The organism is Pseudomonas sp. MWU12-3088, from assembly GCF_023242405.1.
In the GTDB taxonomy this organism is placed as follows: domain Bacteria; phylum Pseudomonadota; class Gammaproteobacteria; order Pseudomonadales; family Pseudomonadaceae; genus Aquipseudomonas; species Aquipseudomonas kribbensis.
Window position 1 is genome coordinate 268,565 of record NZ_JALJEA010000010.1, and the last position, 18,108, is coordinate 286,672.

Consider the following 18,108-nt stretch of genomic DNA (forward strand, 5'->3'; position numbering starts at 1 on the left):
TCATGCCCTCCCCAGAACCAGCGAGCTGTTGACGCCGCCGAACCCGAAGGAGTTGGACATCACCACGTTGATCGGCTGGCGCACAGGCTCGCTGAGGAACTTCAATGAAGGGTACTCGGCGCGCTCAGGCTCATAGTTCAAGGTCGGCAACAGCACACCGTCGCGCAACGTCATCAGCGACAGCACGGCTTCAATGGCGCCGCTGCCTGCCAGGGAGTGCCCCATGGCCGACTTGTTGGCGGTGAAGGTCATGAAGTCCTGGCATTCGCCAAACAGCCGTTGCAGGGCCAGGGCCTCGCAACTGTCGTTGGCCTGGGTGGAAGTCCCGTGGGTATTGACGTGTTGCACGGCACTGCGCAGCAGCCCGGCATCTTCGATTGCAGCGTCCATGCATTCCTCGTACTTGCTGCCATCCCGGCTGCTGGAGGTCATCTTCTGGGCTTCGCAGACATTGGCGTAGCCCAACACTCGTCCCAATGGCGTGGCCTTGCGCCGTTGGGCATGCTCGGCGGATTCGAGAATCACCAGGGCCGCGCCTTCGCTGAGCACAAAACCACTGCGATCCGGCATGAACGGGCGGCTCTGCTCGCCTGCCGGCAGGTCGGCCTGGCACAACGCGCCCAGGCTGTTGAACATGTAATACGGCAACTCGTTGGCCATCAGTTCCACGGCGCCGCAGATTGCGAGATCCACGTCACCACGCTCGATCGCCCGGTAAGCGCTGCCGATGGCCATGGTGCCGGCTGCACAGGCGTCGGAGTGGGTCGAGATGCAGTCGCGTATACCGAGCCAGTCCGCCAGGTGTTGGGTCTGTTGATCGACCCGACGCGCGAACGCAGCGCTCGACGGTGCCGGATGGTCCAGCAGGCGATCCAGATCGACTCGCCCCGTGTCATCCATGCACCGACTGACCCGTTGCAAATCGTGACTGTCGGCACAGTATTTATTGGCTCCCAGGAACAGGCCGCTGCGGCTGTGGGCAAAGTCGGCCGGTGTCAGACCGGCGTGCTGCAAGGCCTGACGCGCGACGTACTCCGCCAGCACACTCTGGCGCGGGTGCAGCGCTGCATTACCACCGAATCCGGCGGCAATCCGCTGCCACTGCGCGTCATCGATAAACCCGGCCGCACTGTTGCGAAACCCCAGTGCCTGGAACCGGGGATGTTCGCGGACACAGGATTGTTTCCGGCAGATGCGCTCGAACAACGTGGCAGCGTCCAGCGCCATGGGCGCCACCAGGCCGAACCCGCTCACATAGACTTCTCGTGCCCGCATGTGAGCTCCTACACCGTCTCTTTGACGTGAGTGGCCACAAACTGCTCGACCAGTTGACGGGAGACTTCGTCGCCATCGGCCGGCGCCAGTCGTGCACTGCATGCACCGCAGACCACTTGCTGACGCTCGTTGAGCACGGCTTGATGGGCGTTGCAGTCAGGGCAGCTCGATGGCAGGTAATTGAACAGATTGCGGCACTGCTGCGCCCAGTTGAGAACCGTGGTGGCCGCGAACACCTGCGCCGGTTGCATGCCGGCAGTGAGCTGGTCCGACGCATAGGCGCTCAGGCTCTGCTCCAGCAGGGCTTTGCCGTTTTCGGTGATCCGGCCATTGGCCAGAAACTCGCTGGCATCCCCACAGACAGCCACCGCGTGGTCCAGCACGCTGGTCTTGGGCAAGGTGCAGCCATACTGACGGCCCAGCTGGAAGCTGAGGTCGACGATGTCCAGCGAATCCGCCCCCAGATCTTCGACGATGCTGCTGTGCTCATCGATTTCATCAGCGCTCATTACCAACAACTGCGCGAGAATGGCGCGGGTGCTGCCAATGACCTGTTCCAAGTCCAATGGATTGTTCATTTCTATCTCCCTATATGTCGTGGCTGACTCATATTTTCCGCATACGAGAAGTAACTTCTCCTACAGCAACTTCTCACGCGGCGGAAATCTAAACTCTGCCCTTAAGGGGAGAGTCAACGAACTATTCAAAGTTTTTTATTGATCTGAGACGGACGTACACAAGCCCCGTAAATGCTGCACTCGATTGGTGCGAGCGATTGGTCGGAGCGACATATTTACTTAACAAAGTCTGCGTAGGGTGGAGCGCGACGGCCGCTCTCGGGGTCAACTATGGAAAGCAACTTAGCGATGACACCCTGACGTATCACCTGACAAATTAAATCAAGTAATTTTGTTATAAGTTCATAACCTTTGTTCCAGATCAGTACATCCCTTCAAGTAAAGTTTCAGGGTTATTGACTAACCGTTCAGTGCAATTGGCTGCTGCGTTTATGAGCAACTGAATGTCGAGTCCAGACAATTGGCAAAGTACCCGGCGCTATAGGGTGCAACTTCCGCTTCAAGGCCCACTCTGGAACTCACCAATGACCGCACCTATCACCGTTCTGCGCGACACCCACCCGCTGCCCGTACTCGACGCCTGCAAATGGGAAAAGCTCGAGGGCGACCCGCACACCGTCAACCTCAACGCCTACACCAGCGAAGACGGCAGCAAGATCATGGGCACCTGGATCTGCACGCCAGGCAAGTGGCGAGTGGACTACGTGAAGTGGGAGTACTGCCATTTCCAGGAAGGCTACTGCGTCATCACCCCGGACGGCATGGAGCCGATCCATCTGCGTGCCGGCGACATCTTCGTCGTCGAGCCGGGCATGAAAGGCACCTGGGAAGTGGTCGAGACCGTGCGCAAGTATTTCGTGTTTGCCTGATACAAAAAAGCCGGGAAACCACCCGACGTGATTTCCCGGCAATACAGGCCTGTGCCGAGCACAGGCCTGACGACATTTACTGCGGTTTGCGATAGCTGTTGATGATCGCCGAGAAATCCTTGCCCCCTTCCCCGCGCTGACTCATCGCCTGATACAACTGCTGCGCCACCGCGCCCAGCACCACCGGCTGATGGGCCTGACGCGCCGCTTCGGTGGCCAGCCCCAGATCCTTGAGCATCAGCTCGGCGCCGAAGCCACCGGTGTAACCGCGCGAGGCCGGCGCCGTTTCGACGATGCCCGGCCACGGGTTGTACATTTCCGAACTCCAGCAACGCCCGGTCGAGCTGTTGATGATCCCGGCGAGCACACCGGTGTCGATCCCCAGCGCATCGCCCAAGGCCATCGCTTCGCTGACGCCGACCATCGAAATGGCGAGCAACAGGTTGTTGCAGATCTTGGCGATCTGCCCGGTGCCGACTTCACCGCAATGCACGATGTTGCGGCCCATCTGCGCCAGCACCGGTTGCAGGGTGGCGAACAGTTCCGGGGTGGCGCCGACCATGAAGGTCAATGTACCTGCGGTGGCGCCGCCAGTACCGCCGGACACCGGTGCATCGGCCATGGCCACGCCTTGTTTGGCGGCCGCTGCCGCCACGTCGCGAGCAGTCTGCGGATCGATGGTGCTGCAATCCACCGCCGGCACGCCTTTGCCGATCCCGGCCAGTACGCCGTCTTCACCGAGCCAGACGCTGCGTACATGCACGGCGGCCGGCAACATGGTGATCACCAGCTCTGCGTCTTCAGCGGCTTCGCGAGCCGAGGCACGAATGGTGCCGCCCAATTGCTCCAGTTCCGCCAGCACGGTTTTGTTCAGGTCCACCAGATTCAGCGAATGCCCGGCCTTGATCATGTTGCGCGCCATAGGCGCGCCCATGTTGCCCAGACCGATAAATGCGATTTTCATGGCCATTCCTCAGCGCAGGTTAATGGTGGTGTTCACGCCGTCGTTGACGCTGTCGTCATCGAACCAGCGCGCCGTGACCGTTTTGGTCTGGGTGTAGAACTGCACCACTTGTTTGCCGTACGGGCCGAGGTCGCCGAGTTTCGAACCGCGGGAACCAGTGAAGCTGAAGAACGGTACTGGCACCGGAATCGGGATGTTGATGCCGACCTGGCCGACGTCGATTTCAGTCTGGAATTTACGTGCCGCTGCGCCGCTCTGGGTGAACAGACCGGTGCCGTTGCCGAACGGGTTGGCGTTGACCAGCGCAATGGCCTGATCGAGGGTGTCGACTTCCAGCACCACCAGCACCGGGCCGAAGATTTCCTGGGTGTAAATCTGCATGTCGGTGGTCACCCCGGAGAACAGGGTCGGGCCGACGAAGTTGCCTTTCTCGTAGCCCGGCACGCTGATGTCGCGACCGTCCAACTCGAGTTTCGCGCCTTCCTTGATGCCGCTTTCGATCAGATCGAGAATCCGCGCCTTGGCCTTTTTCGAAATGACCGGGCCGACATCGGTGCCCGGCTCGTTGCCGGCGTTGACCTTGAGTTTCTGCGCCAGCGCTTTCAGATCCGGCAGCCACTGTTTGGCCGCCCCCACCAGGACCACCACCGAAGTGGCCATGCAACGCTGACCAGCCGCACCGAAACCGGCGCCGACCAGGGCATTGAGCGCTTGCTCGCGATTGGCGTCCGGCAGCACCACGGCGTGGTTCTTCGCACCCATCATCGATTGCACGCGCTTGCCGTGTTTACCGGCCAGGTCATAAACGTGAGTGCCGACGGCGGTCGAACCGACGAACGAAACGGCCTTGATGTCCTTGTGGGTGCACAGGCCATCAACCACGTCCTTGCCACCGTGCACCACGTTGAGCACGCCCGCCGGGATACCGGCTTCGATGGCCAGCTCCACCAGCAGCATGGTCGACAGCGGATCCTGTTCGGACGGTTTGAGCACGAAGGTGTTGCCGCAGGCGATGGCCATCGGGAACATCCACAGCGGAATCATTGCCGGGAAGTTGAACGGCGTGATGCCGGCGCAGACGCCGATTGGCTGACGCAGAGTGTAGGTGTCGACGCCACCGGCCACGTTCTCGGCGAACTCGCCCATTTGCAGGCTGCCGATGGAGCACGCGTGCTCGACCACTTCCAGACCACGGAAAATATCGCCCTCAGCGTCGGCAATGGTCTTGCCCTGCTCGGCGCTCAGTACCACGGCGATACGTTTGGAGTGTTCGCGGATCAGCGCCTGCAGCTTGAGCATGATGCGCATGCGTGCGCCGATCGGGGTGAGCTTCCAGGTCTGGAAGGCGCGCTGGGCGGCACTCACGGCAGCATCAACTTCAGCGGCAGTGGCGAACGGGACTTTGGCCAGCACCTGCTGGGTCGCCGGGTTGACGATGTCGTGCCACTCGGTGGTCTGCGATTCGACCCACTCGCCGTCGATCAGCAGCTTGACCTTCTGGACCGTGGTTTCGTTGGGCGTAAGCGATGCGTTCATGCTGGTCTCCAGAAATTGTTTTTATCTTGGGAGCCAAGGCGAAAGGTTCGCCTTGAGATGAGGCGTGTGTCGCGAATTGGTTGTCGGACTGTTTTTGGAGTATAGATGTGCAAACTTCTAATAAGAACGCACATATAAGCCCGTCCATCATGCAAAAAAATATCACGTCTTTAGGCTCGCTGAACTGGGACGACCTCAAGTTTTTCCTCGAAGTCGCCCGTACCCGCAAGGCCAGCACCGCGGCCAAACGCCTGGCGGTGGACTACACCACGGTGTCGCGGCGGATCAGTTCGCTGGAAGCCGCGTTGGGTACATTGCTGTTCGAGAAATCCCGCACCAGCGGTTTCGTACTGACCGCCGAAGGCCAGCGCCTGCTGAGTTACGCCGAGTCGATCGAAAGTACGCTGCACATGGCCTGCGAACAGGTGTCCGGCTCCGGTGTCGCGCTGTCCGGGCATGTACGCATGGGCTGCACCGAAGGTTTCGGCAGCTTTTTCATCACCCCGCAACTGAGCCACTTCGTCGACGCCTACCCGGCGATCTCGGTGGACATCCTGCCGTTGCCGCACTTCATCAGCCTGTCCAAACGCGAGGCCGACATTGTCATTGCCCTCGAACGCCCGGAACACGGGCCGTACGTGTGCTGCAAACTCTGCGACTATCGCTTGCAGCTCTACGCGACTCAGGAATACCTGGACAAGCACCCACCGATCCGCCGCCCCGCCGATTTGGGCAAGCATCAATTCATCAGTTATGTGGATGACCTGGCGTTCAGCTCGGAGCTGCTGTATCTGGCAAACGTGGTGCCCGGCGCCAGCGCGAACTTGCGCAGTACTAGCGTGATCGCGCAATTCGTGGCGGCGCAGCAGGGGCGCTCGCTGGCGATTCTGCCGTGCTTCCTCGCGGCACAGGACCCGCGCCTGTTGCCGGTGCTGCCGGAAGAAATCGACATCACCCGGCAGTTCTGGATGTACTGCCGGGAGGATTTGCGCAAGCTCAAGCGGATCACCCTGTTGTGGGACTACATCCGCGAAGTGACCGAGCGCAATCAGGCGCTGTTGATGGGACAGACCCGGGAGATGCAGTTCGCCGACTAGTCGGCGCTGACCACGATCGACACCCGGCGGTTTTCGGTGCGGCCGGCGGCGGTGTCGTTGGAGGCCACCGGTTCGCGGCTACCGAGGCCTTGCAGCTGAATGTTCTCTTCCTTCATGCCGACCGTGGTCAGCACTTTGCCCACACTCTTCGCTCGGCGCAGCGACAGCTGCTGGTTGTAGGCTTCCTTGCCCGAGGCATCGGTGTGGCCATCCACGCGAACCCGCTCGATACCGACACCGAGCAGGGCCTTACCGATACGTTCGACGATCTCGGTACTTTGCTTGTTCAGGCTTTCGATGTCGCTGCCAAACAGCACTTTGCCCGACAGGCCGAACTCCCAGCCGTCGTCGGTCAGTTCAAAGCCTTGCTGCTTGAGCACGGCAATCTGCGCCGGCGTCAGGCCTTTTTGCGGAGCGGTCTGGCAACCGGTCAGGGCCAGCATGGCGGTCAGTAACAGGGTGGAAATCAGTCGAAAGGACATTGAGAACACGGGCATCAGCTCCTGGTTTGAACGGGATCGACCAGGTGCTCCGACCCGGCGGTGAATTGGGCGCCGCGGGACAGGCGCTTGGCTTGATACATCGCGGCGTCGGCCGCATCGAGCAAGGTGCCGGGCGTGGCGCCATGATCGGGGTAAACCGCAATACCGATACTGAGCGAGGTCACCACAAGGGTGTCGCCCGGCAATGCAATCGGAGTGTCCATGCTGGCGAGAATCTTGTCGGCAATGCGCTCGGCGTCTTCGGTCTTGTGCAACGGCGTCAACAGCACGGCAAATTCATCGCCGCCCAGACGCGCCACCAGATCCTCTTCGCGCAACTGCGCCCGCACCCGGTTCGCGACCGCCACCAGCACCGCATCGCCGGCCGCATGACCAAAATTGTCATTGATCTCCTTGAAACGATCACTGTCGAGAAACAGCACCGCCACGCGCTCGTTGAGTTTGTTGGCACTGCGCAATGCACGAATCAGGCGCCCCTCGAAAAACGCCCGGTTGGGCAGTCCCGTGAGACTGTCGTGAGTGGCCTGGTGGGCAAGGGTTTCGTTCTCGTTTTGCAGGTGGGTCTGCCACGATTCCAGCTCATCGAGCAGAGCGTTGAAGTCGTTGCCGAGGTTGTGGAGCTCGGCGATTTTCGCCGGTGGCACCCGCCGGTCCAGTGCCCGTTCGCTGCGGGCGGCGTGGGCCACTCCCGCCAGGCTGTGCAGCGGGCCGATGATCCCGCGCAACTGACGGCGCGCCAGATAGAGCGCCACCCAGGCGCTGATCGCCGTGCAGAGAATGATGCCCGCCAGTCCGCTCAACAGAAACTGCATCAGGCTGCCGCCGTGACCGATCAACAGGACCCGGCCGATCTCGCGATCCTGGTGCAGGATCGGCAGGCTGATCGGCTTTTCCAGCACTATCCGCGTGATCTGCATTTCCAGCCCGGAAAACAAACCGTTTTCCGGTCGCTGCCATCGCGCCAGCAACTGACCCTGGCTATCCAGCACCTGCGCGTCCGCCACCTCTTCGGTCGAGGCGATCAACGCCAGCGCCTCCGTCGCGGCAGGCTTGTCGTTGAACACCACCGCCGCTTCCACGGTGTAACTGATCGAACGAGCAATCAGGTGCAGGTTGTGATCGGCATAGACCCGCAGCGCCAAAACGCCCAGCAGGGTCAGGGACACACTGGCCATTGCCACGGCAACCAGCGCCACGATCAAGTGCCCGCGGCCGATGACCGAACCCAGGGTCGGACGCCCTGTGGATTTGTCGCGTCTCATGGAGCCGCCGGCTTGCGGCGCGACAACTGCAGCACGCTCGGATGAATGCGCACGCCGCTGCGGGCGACGGAGTCGAGATTGACCTCGAAAGACACCTGATCGTCACCGACCCGGAGGCAGAACAGACTGCCGACCGTGCATTGATCGCCGCCCTCGCTGATGCTCAATACCGGGTGACCGATCAGCGAAGCGAACAGACGGCTGCGTTCATCGGCGGTGAGCTTGCCGATATACACCGCATCGCACTCACTGACGATGGACGGGTTGTCAGCCAGGAGGCGACGCACCGTGACAGGCCGGCCCGTGGCCTGGGTCGTGCCTTTCACCAGATCGTCGGTGTATTCGGTGGGACCGACGATGCACAGGCGCAACTGCGCAGGCTCGACCGGCCAACGGGCGTAACTGAGGATGCCAAGGACTACCTGAGTGACGGATTTGGCCCGTTGTTCAGCCATACCGACCGGTGTTTGCGGCTGGGCAGCAACCCCGCCTGTGAGCAAACAGAGCAGAACGGCAAGCAACGCTCGCTTGCTGCCAACTACGCGCTCTGTCGCCCAGACAGCCAGCTTCATGCAGGGATTCTCTTGGATCGTTACGAAATGATGCCGCAACGATAGCACAGCGTTGGAACGCCAGCGATACAGCCCCCTCTGACCGGTCGGTCAGATAACGCCGGCAAACGAAGGCATTTTCACCGTCAGAGCCCTGCGCCCTCTTCCAGTTCCAGCATCAAACCGCTCAGGCGCTTGACCTTGCGCTGCACCGCTTCCTCGAATACCCCGGCTCGCGGTTCGATCAAGGTGAACCAGTGTTTGGCTCGGGTAATGCCGGTGTAGATCAGTTCTTTGGTCAATACCGGATTCAGGGCGTCGGGAAGAATCAACGCGGTATGGGCAAACTCCGAGCCTTGCGACTTGTGCACCGTCATGGCGTACACGGTTTCCACATCATTGAGCCGGCTCGGCAACACAAACCGCACCCCTCCGCGCCCATCGTTACGCGGGAACGCCACCCGCAGCACCGGTTCACCGGCGTTCGGCCCATCTCGTTCGGGCAGTTTGAGAGCGATGCCGATATCACCGTTCATCAACCCCAGACCATAGTCATTGCGGGTCATCAGGACCGGACGGCCTTCATACCACTGCTGGTCGCTGTCGATCAGCCGCGCCTTGAGCAGTGCTTCGGTGATACGCAGGTTCAGCCCCTCGACACCCCACGGTCCCTTGCGCACGGCGCACAGTAACTGGAACGTATCGAATGCCTGCAAGACTGCTCGCGCCCAATCGAGCCAACCGGGATGTTCAAGAGGGGCACCGGCAGGGGGGCGCTGATTGCGCAAGACGCTCAGGTAATGCCGATAACCGTGGGGACCCTCACCATGCCCATCCAGAACGAGGCGTTCCAGTGCATGGTCATGCTCGCCCTTGAGTGCCAGCGAATAAACGTCGTCATGGCTTCGCGCTCCCAGCAAGTGACGAGCCTCATCCGGCCGTTGCTGATTCACCCGGCGTGCAAGCTGGCCGATGCCACTGCCCTCGCCGAAACGCCGCGAGTGACGCAACATCACCACTTGCTGCGCCAGCGGGTGCGTACCGTCCGTGTCTTCGTGCAAACCGGCGTCATGCAAGGACTCCCCGCTCACGGACTCCAGCCACTGACGTGTCTGCGGACTGTACCAACCCGCCTCGGCATCACGGCACAGATCCCCCAGCACAGCACCGGCCTCGACAGAGGCCAGTTGATCCTTGTCGCCCAGCAACACCAGACGAGCATGTGACGGCAACGCATCAAGCAGGTTGGCCATCATTTCCAGGTCGATCATGGACGCTTCATCGACCACCAGCACGTCCAGTGGCAGACGATTACCGGCATGGTGACGGAAGTGCCGGGTGCCGGGACGGCTGCCCAGCAAGCGGTGCACGGTCGTTACCTCGGAAGGAATTTTTTCCCGAACGGCCTCGGCGACTTTTAGCGACTGCACTTGCTGGCTGATGGACTCGGTCAGCCGCGCTGCCGCTTTACCCGTAGGCGCGGCCAGGCGAATACGCAGAGGCTGGCCGGCTTCGACCGCCGGGGCCTGAAGCAACGCCAGTAAACGCACGACCGTGGTGGTCTTGCCGGTGCCCGGCCCGCCCGTGACGATGCTGAAGGCAGCTCGGGTCGCCAGTGCGCAGGCGAGCTTCTGCCAGTCGATCGCACCGGATGTCTTTGCCGACCCGAATAACTCGTCCAGTCGCTGCGACAGATCGCCCGGCGTCGATTCATGCTCTGCCAGACGTTGGCGCAGTGCCGTGTCGATACGTCGTTCATAGGCCCAGTACCGGCGCAGGTACAGGCGTTTACCGGACAGCACCAGAGGGCATTGCCGTGCAGACTCACTGTCGTCGGCAGCCAGCGCCACCAGAGAGCTTCCGGCCAGCACTTTGCACCAGTGCGCGCCTTCGAGTGACTCAAGCAATTGCGACGGCAACAACACGCCGGATTGCGCATCACCCTCAGGTGGCAGAGACAGGGCAAAGTCTGGAGCCTTGAGGGTTTCAAACAGATCCAGGCACACGTGACCATGACCGAGCTGGTGACTGGTCAAAGCGGCGGCAAGCAGAACCAGTGGGTCGACGTCCGGCACCAACTCATGAAGAAACGTCACGAATGCCTTGTCCAGAGCCCGCAGCCACCCTCGCTCTACCCAGTGGGTCAGCAACTGCAGCAAGTCCTCGGCCTGCATCAGGGGCGTCAGTCGAGCAAGACTGTCTGCATCCAGCGCAATCGGCGACAAGTGCGCGAAGGTACGGCTCATAGTAATTCTCCCTGTTCCCATACCGGCTCGGATTTCGGTTCCGGTTTGCCCTGAAACATCCAGTCCAGACGCTCGATCAGCTCCCGGGGAGGCCGCGCGAAATACACGCCACCGCTGTCTGCCCGGTTACCGCGCAGGAACAGATACAACGCACCGCCTACATGCCGGTCGTAATCGTAATCGGCGAGGCGGGCCTTGAGCTGACGATGCAATGCCAGCAGATACAGCACGTATTGCAGGTCGTAACGGTTCTCCAGAATCGACTGCTCCATGGCCTGCTCGGTGTAGGCGGCATCATCGACGCCCAGCCAGTTGGATTTGTAATCCGCCACGTAGTAACGACCATCATGCTCAAAGGTCAGGTCGATGAAGCCTTTGAACATGCCGTTGAGTTGCACGGCCTCGGCGGCCACCCTGGCAACGCCGTTGTGGGTGAACTTGCGTACCTGCTCGTCGAGTCTGACGACATCGACCTTGTGGCTGGCGAACCAGAACTCCATCTCGACCCGATACTGTTTCAGTTGCTCGAGCACGACTGCAGGTCGACCGGCGCCTGCCGGCATCGGCGATTTGAGCAGATGCTGCAACCAGTCGCTGAGAGTCGTGATCCAGCCTTCCCAGCCACGACGATTGCAGCGCCGGGCGATCGCGTCTTCCAGCGCTTCGCGCGAAACCGCGAAACCTTCATCACCTGCCCATTCGAGCAATCCATGGAGAAACGTCCCCGGATTCGGCCCACGGGGGAAACGATGTATCTCGGCGCCTCCCGGAATGATCTCGCGGGGGGCGTCGGGCTCGAGGCGCTCGTCGTCGAACAGTTTCTGTGCTTGGGGACTGTCCGGTGCTTCATCACTGCCTACGCTCAGCACATCACTGATGCGCAATGCGCTGTAGGAGGCGATCCACCAGTTTTCGCTGGCCTTGCGCTTGGGGATCAACGTGGCACTTGGGGTCGCGTCGTTGCGGGGTGGCTGGTAACGCTCGCTGGTTGCCAGTGGCATTTCCACGATGCTCAGCCCTGGGCAATGTTGCTGCAAATCGTCGAGCCAACGGGTCAGACCGCTGGACTCGCTCAGTGATGCACCACCACCCAGCAGATAGCCAAATGCTGAAAGATGCAGGACCGAGCTGCTGTTATTACCGCGTTTAAGGTCTGTCACACCGAGCCAGCACGCATGTTGTGCCCGGGTCAGGGCGACGTAAAGCAAACGCAGGTCCTCCGCGAGACGCTCATTGTCGGCCAGGGCAATCAGCTCGGCCTCCGCTTTGAGACTGACCTGAGCCTTGCCGTACGCATCGTGGTAATGCAACGGCAGCCGGCTGCCGTCCACGGGTTTGGCCGAGCATATGAAGGGCAGAAATACCAACGGATACTCAAGCCCCTTGGACTTGTGGATCGTCACGACCTTGACCAGTTGCTCGTCGCTTTCAAGGCGCAGGATCTGCTCCTCACCCGCCTGACCGGACAACGAAAGGTGCTCGGCCAAGTGCCGGATCAGCGCCTGCTCGCCATCCAGTTCGGAGGCCGCCTGCTGCAGCAGCTCCGACAGGTGCAACAGGTTGGTCAGCACCCGCTCTCCATCACTGCGTGCGATCAGGGTTTGCGGCAGATGGAAGTCATGCAGAAAGCGCCGCAACATCGGCAGCACACCTTGTTTGCGCCAGATCTCGCGATAGGCCCGGAACTGCATGACTCGGGCTTCCCAGACCAGTTCGTCCTGATTCAGGCGCTCGAGCTCAGCCAACGGCAGATTCAAGGTAATACAGGCCAGGGCTGCTTTCAGTGAGCGCTCGACATCCGGCTCGGCACAGGCCTTGAGCCAGGCCAGCAAGTCATGGGCCTCCTGGGCCGCAAAGACTGAATCCTTGTCCGACAGATAGACGCTGCGCACCCCTCGGGCGGCAAGTTCACCGCGTATCGCTTGAGCCTCCTTGCCATCGCGCACCAGAATTGCGATGTCCGCCGGTTGCAGCCCACGAAAATCCTTGCCGTCCTGCGCGAAACCCGCGCTCCCGGCTTGTCCGCCATTGAGCAGGACAGTGATTTCACTGGCGCAGGCCGCCGCCAGCTGCTGGCGGTAGACCGCACCGGAGACTGGTTGCTCGGTAGATAAACGCCAGATATTCAGCGCCGGCACGTCTTGCCCGGAAATCTGTAAATGCTCCTTGCGTCCCTGAGCATCCACGGGTTGAAACGGCACCGGGTTGTCACCGTCTTTCTCTCGAAACAGAAACGCACCGCGCCCCTGTTCACGGGACTCGGCGCGCTCGAACACCTGGTTTACTGCGCGGACCATCCCGTGGCTGGAGCGGAAGTTCGTACCCAGCGTATGCAGTCGCCCGGCGGTGGCTATTCGCGCGCGCAGATAGGTGTAGATGTCCGCACCACGGAAGGCATAGATCGCCTGCTTCGGATCACCGATCAAAAACAGTCCGGTCTCGGGGTTGTTTTCCTCAATGCGATAGATGTTCTCGAAGATCCGGTACTGCACCGGATCCGTGTCCTGGAATTCGTCAATCAAAGCGACCGGAAACTGCTCGCGGATAAGCGTGGCGAGGCGCTCGCCGCCTTCGGATTGCAAGGCTGCGTCAAGGCGCAGCAGCATGTCATCGAAGCCCATTTCGGCACGTCTGCGCTTCTCTTCCTCAAAGCGCGAACCTACCCATTTGGCAGCGTGCTGCAACACAGCCGCGTCAGGCGTCGGCAGACCGTCGAGACTCGACTTTAGCCTCGACATCGCGTCCAGTCCCGGATGACTCGGGGGCTCGCCTTTCCAGGCTTCAGCCATGCCGTCCGGCGTCAGCCGGGTAAATCCGGTACCGATATCCAGTTGTTCCAGTGACTCGTCTTCCGCCCAGGTCTTGAGCTTCTCGAACCAGGGTTCAAAGTAGCGGGCCTGCATCTTGCGCCCGTCGACTGTCTTGCCGGCAACTCCCTGATGACAAATGGCGAGCAACTCATCCGCCCACTGCTGCCAGGGCTTTTTCAATTCAACCAATGCTGCGCGGCGTTCCTGCAGGCACTCGTCGATCAATTCGGCCGGAGATCTGTCTTCCTTGCCATGATGTTCAGTGCCGAAGAGTGCACGTACACGAGGCAACAGGGCGGCCGGACCTCCCCAATTAGCACGAACCCAATTCAGTGCATCCCCCCGCATCGGATAGCAGAACAGGCGCCAGTAATCGCGGAGCACTTCGCCGAGCAGATCGCTGTGATCGGTTTCCAGAGACTGGGTAAACAGGCTGCCGCTATCGAATGCGTGTTCGCGCAGCATTCGCTGACACCAGCTGTGGATCGTCGAGACCGCAGCCTCGTCCATCCATTGCGCGGCGATGTCCAGGCGGTTGGCGCAACCGGGCCATTGCTGAGGATCGAACTGCGCGCGCAGCTCATCGATCAACGTATCAGGAGGCGGCGTCTCGTCACGAAAGAAGCGTGCGGCCTCGGCCAGACGTGTGCGGATTCGCTCGCGCAACTCCTTGGTTGCCGCATCGGTGAAGGTCACCACCAGAATCTGCGGTGGCAGCAGTTCACGACCGAAGCCACTCGCTTCGCCTCCATGACCAAGGATCAGGCGCAGATACAACGCGGAGATGGTGAACGTCTTGCCGGTGCCCGCGCTGGCCTCGATCAGTTGACTGCCCTTCAATGGAAATGCCAGGGCAAGTGGCTGCTGTGTACTCATGAACGTACCCCCTCGCTGGCCAATGACTGCCAGGGGGCTTCGAGCACCGGGCGGTATAGAGCGTTACACCAATCGGGGAATGTCTCCTCGACCAGCAAAGCATCGTAATCCGGGAACTGCCGCGCCAATGCGGGGCTTTCGCGTCTCTCGCCTTCGCTGGTCTGGCCATCACCTTCATAGGCTTTGCGTGCAGCGGCTTCGGCCTTCGGCGGGTCGCTCTGGCCCAGCCATGCAAAAGCGGTCTTCACCGCAACCGGAAGTGGCTGGCGCATTCCTGCCTGCCAGGCGAGCAGCAGGTCTTCGAGTACCCGCCATGCCCGATCCTGCTCCATGGGTTCAAGCAAGAGAGTGTCGTCGCTGGCGACCAGTGCAGTGGTCAAGGACAGTCCACTCGCACAAGCGACCAGATGATCAACCCACGGTTTGATCAGACGGTGCCATTTGCGGTTCTTGATTGAACCGATGCTGTTGGGGATCGTCGTCACCGACAGCACACCGCCATCGGCGCGCTGATGCAAACCTCCAAGCCACCCCTCCAGGCGTACTCCCTGCCATTCAAGATTGATCGGGATCGCACTGGTCAGCGGAGTAGGCCAAAGCGTCAGCAGTTGTTGATAGCGTTGCAGCAAATCAGGAAGCGGTTCGATCAACTCTCGCTGCAGGCACTCTCCGAATCCCGCCATGGGCAGCAGCCCGCTGTTTTGCAGGCGCCGAGCCTGAGCCTCAAGCGCCTGATCAACACTCTCCGGATGCCTCAAGGCCGCGTCGAGCAAACTGTTGCTGAGGGTGTATCGCTGCAAGGCATCCAGCACAAAGGGCTCTTCATCGGCTTGAGGTACTTGTGCCGCTTCGAAGTAAACCTTCAAGCGTTGAGTGAAAAAGTGTCGAACCGGGTTACGCAGAAAATCCTGCAGCAGTGCAAGGCCGAGCGGCTCCTCCTGGACATGGGATTCAAGCATTCCTTTCACTTCGGCAGGCTCATGAAGTTGATGCAGCACCTGCCATTCATTGGCATAGCTGAACAGCTCATCACCTTCATGGAAGTAACGTGAACTGAAAGGCTGCAGCGGGTGTTCCTGGGTCATGGCATGCAACAGATCCGTGCCGTCATCAGTCATTCGCCAACCATTGGCGAGATGATCGCGCAACTGACCGATCAGCACCGAAGGTGGCCGTTCACTGTTGTCACGAATGCTGCGTCCAACCCAACTGATGTAGAGCTGATGGCGAGCAGACAGCAGTGCTTCGAGCAACAGATAGCGATCATCTTCACGACGGGAGCGATCTCCCGGCCGGTAATCGCTGCCCATCAGGTCGAAGTCCAACGGTGGTTGTGCCCGGGGATAATCGCCGTCGTTCATGCCCAGAAGGCAAACCAGCTTGAAGGGAATTGCCCGCATCGGCATCAGGGTACAGAAGTTGACTGCACCGGCCAGAAAGCGTTGGGACAAACGCCCTTGATCCAGCCCGGCCAGCCAGGCCTCACGAACAACGGTCAGCGGTAGTTCGTCTTCCAGTCCGACAGACTCACAGGTCTCCAGCCATGTCTCGCGCAGCTCCTCAAGCTGAGTCAGCAAGTAGTCGTCATGCTCATTGCTCGCTTTGAAAAACAACTGCATCAGTACCTGTAACCGACTCCCCCACTCTTGAGGTTTCGCAGGCTTCAGCAATTGCTGGTGCGAGTACTCCAAGGCATCCAGCAAGGCGGACAACGGACCAATCAGCGCGGCATCGAGGCCGCCAATTTCGTCGTAGGGCTCAATGCCCGCGCAGGCACTGGAATCGCCGACCGCGTATCCAAGGAGCATCCGCTTCAGGCCGAAACGCCAGCTGTTCTGCTCCAGTTCATTTGGCAATCCCAGTCCGGCACGCTGCTCAGCGTCCATCCCCCAACGGACCCCGGCGCCTTCGATCCAGCGATGCAGCGTCGGCAAATCCCGCTCCTCCACACCGAACCGTGCGCGTAACGCTGGCACATCGAGCAAGTCGAGGATTTCGCTGACGGGGAAGCGACTGTCTGGCAGTTTGAGCAGATGTTCGACAGCGATCAGTAATGGATCACGGCCGCGTTGCCCCTGGTCTGCCAGTGTGAAAGGAATGAACCGTGGATCATGACGATCCAGTTGCCCGAACACCGCACGGACATGCGGCGCATAACTGTCGATGTCGGGCACCATCACAATCACATCGCGGGGGCGAAGATCGGGATTGGCGCTGAATCGAGCCAGGAGCTGATCGTGGAGAATCTCGACTTCACGTTGTGCACTATGCGCGATGTGGAATCGAATCGATTGATCCTGTTTCAGATCGACATCGGGCCAGAGCTCACGCGTCTCGCTGAGCGGGCGCAGCTCCAGAATGTCATCCTGCAGTTGATTGAGCATGTTTTGCGGGATTGTTTCGCTGAACAGATCGATACGACCATTGCGAAATACCGCGCGATAGCTGTTCGGATCGTCATAGCTGTCGAGCAGATTGATGTAGTCACGACCTTGCTTGCCCCAGGCAGCAAGCAGCGGATGGGCGTGTTGATGCAGGGACTCTGGATCCAGCACTACGGGCATGCCGCTCTTGCGAGCCTGACGCTTGTATTGATGACGCAACAGGTCCTTGTCGGCAACGATATCGGCCCAATGATAACGGCAAGGGTTGTGTACGCAGAGCAGGACCTGGCTGAAACGGGCCAGACCAGCCAATGCTTCGAGTACTTGCGCAGGCAGAGAGGAGATTCCGAAAACAATTACCCGTGATGGCAAGCCTGTCGGTGCCTTTTCAAGGTTGTTGATGCACTCGATGAATCGCTGGTGCACGCCTGCCCGACTTTGAGCCATGCCTTGCTCACCGACATCATCAAGCAATGCACGCCACAGCTCCGCCTGCCAGCAACTGGTGCTGGGCAGCGATTTCACCTCCCCCCTGACATTTCGTAGCTGATGACGACCCTCGGCCCAATCCTCGAGCCAGTCAGCACGGTACACCTGATACTGATCGAACAGATCCGCCAGACGCTCGGACAACTGGTAGCGCTTGCGCAAGTCGGTGTCATGGGTCAGGAATCGTTGCAGGGGTTCGAAATGCGGCAGGTCGATGACCTGCGGTAAAAGGCGCATCAGTCGCCAGGTCAGAGGGGCCTTGTCGAGCAAGGACTTGGCCGGGATCTCATCTCGTCCAAGAACCATGCGGTAAAGCTGCCACATGAAACTGCCCGGCAATTGCACATCAATTGCCGCGGCAATACCGCAGCCACCCAAATCATCCTCTTCAGGATCCTCTGCCAGTGCCAGCTTGAGCCATTGGGCGATGCCGTTGCTCTGTACGAGCGCAATTTCGTTTTCCAGAGGAGCCAGTGGATAACGCCGCATGATGCTGATCACAAGGCTGCGCAGTTCGTCCAGACTGTTACTCTGAACCACCATGAATGCAGCGTTGAGGGACTGTGTGTCCGGCATGAGGCTTCCTTGGAAAAATACAAAAGCTAGGGCTGAACCTTAGCATTGTCGGTTGGTAAGGGCAGCCGCAAGGCGTCTGAGAATGCTGTACG

The 18,108-nt window shown here is 60.3% G+C and carries 12 protein-coding genes; 2 read left to right on the top strand and 10 right to left on the bottom strand.

Features of this window, described 5'->3' with window-relative positions; translation table 11 throughout:
* Positions 1–1,275, bottom strand: a complete 1,275-nt coding sequence (locus M5B98_RS22780; protein ID WP_248744047.1) for a beta-ketoacyl-[acyl-carrier-protein] synthase family protein — start codon at positions 1,273–1,275, stop codon at positions 1–3.
* 8 nt (positions 1,276–1,283) lie between these two features.
* Positions 1,284–1,853 carry an acyl carrier protein gene (locus M5B98_RS22785; RefSeq protein WP_248744048.1) on the bottom strand — a complete coding sequence of 190 codons (570 nt, stop codon included), beginning with the start codon at positions 1,851–1,853 and terminating at the stop codon, positions 1,284–1,286.
* Between the two features lie 524 nt (positions 1,854–2,377).
* On the opposite strand from M5B98_RS22785, the gene M5B98_RS22790 reads away from it, so the two are divergent.
* A complete protein-coding gene (locus tag M5B98_RS22790) occupies positions 2,378–2,722 on the top strand; it encodes a cupin domain-containing protein (RefSeq protein WP_039592382.1) in 345 nt (114 codons plus the stop codon).
* Between the two features lie 76 nt (positions 2,723–2,798).
* Here the strand turns inward: M5B98_RS22790 and mmsB are convergent, their stop codons facing one another.
* Positions 2,799–3,686 (bottom strand): 3-hydroxyisobutyrate dehydrogenase, encoded by an 888-nt coding sequence (gene mmsB, locus M5B98_RS22795; protein ID WP_248744049.1) that lies wholly within the window; start codon positions 3,684–3,686, stop codon positions 2,799–2,801.
* Positions 3,687–3,695: 9 nt separating this feature from the next.
* A complete protein-coding gene (locus M5B98_RS22800; RefSeq protein ID WP_085607979.1) occupies positions 3,696–5,222 on the bottom strand; it encodes a CoA-acylating methylmalonate-semialdehyde dehydrogenase in 1,527 nt (508 codons plus the stop codon).
* Positions 5,223–5,371: 149 nt separating this feature from the next.
* On the opposite strand from M5B98_RS22800, the gene M5B98_RS22805 reads away from it, so the two are divergent.
* Positions 5,372–6,319, top strand: coding sequence for a LysR family transcriptional regulator (locus M5B98_RS22805; protein WP_114881330.1), 948 nt, complete (start codon positions 5,372–5,374; stop codon positions 6,317–6,319).
* Here the strand turns inward: M5B98_RS22805 and M5B98_RS22810 are convergent.
* From M5B98_RS22810 to recC, 6 genes are all read right to left on the bottom strand, one after another.
* Positions 6,316–6,816: an OmpA family protein gene (locus M5B98_RS22810; protein ID WP_248744050.1), complete on the bottom strand. Its 501-nt coding sequence runs from the start codon at positions 6,814–6,816 to the stop codon at positions 6,316–6,318. The genes M5B98_RS22805 and M5B98_RS22810 overlap by 4 nt on opposite strands.
* Positions 6,816–8,084 carry a diguanylate cyclase domain-containing protein gene (locus M5B98_RS22815; protein WP_248744051.1) on the bottom strand — a complete coding sequence of 423 codons (1,269 nt, stop codon included), beginning with the start codon at positions 8,082–8,084 and terminating at the stop codon, positions 6,816–6,818. Before M5B98_RS22815 ends, M5B98_RS22810 begins: the two co-directional genes overlap by 1 nt.
* Positions 8,081–8,656, bottom strand: coding sequence for a YfiR family protein (locus M5B98_RS22820; RefSeq protein WP_248744052.1), 576 nt, complete (start codon positions 8,654–8,656; stop codon positions 8,081–8,083). Before M5B98_RS22820 ends, M5B98_RS22815 begins: the two co-directional genes overlap by 4 nt.
* Before the next feature lie 125 nt (positions 8,657–8,781).
* Positions 8,782–10,881 carry an exodeoxyribonuclease V subunit alpha gene (gene recD / locus M5B98_RS22825; protein ID WP_248744053.1) on the bottom strand — a complete coding sequence of 700 codons (2,100 nt, stop codon included), beginning with the start codon at positions 10,879–10,881 and terminating at the stop codon, positions 8,782–8,784.
* On the bottom strand, positions 10,878–14,567 hold the full coding sequence (gene recB / locus M5B98_RS22830) for an exodeoxyribonuclease V subunit beta (RefSeq protein WP_248744054.1): 3,690 nt from the start codon (positions 14,565–14,567) through the stop codon (positions 10,878–10,880). Before recB ends, recD begins: the two co-directional genes overlap by 4 nt.
* Positions 14,564–18,016, bottom strand: coding sequence for an exodeoxyribonuclease V subunit gamma (gene recC, locus M5B98_RS22835; protein WP_248744055.1), 3,453 nt, complete (start codon positions 18,014–18,016; stop codon positions 14,564–14,566). Before recC ends, recB begins: the two co-directional genes overlap by 4 nt.
* Between the last annotated feature and the right edge of the window lie 92 nt (positions 18,017–18,108).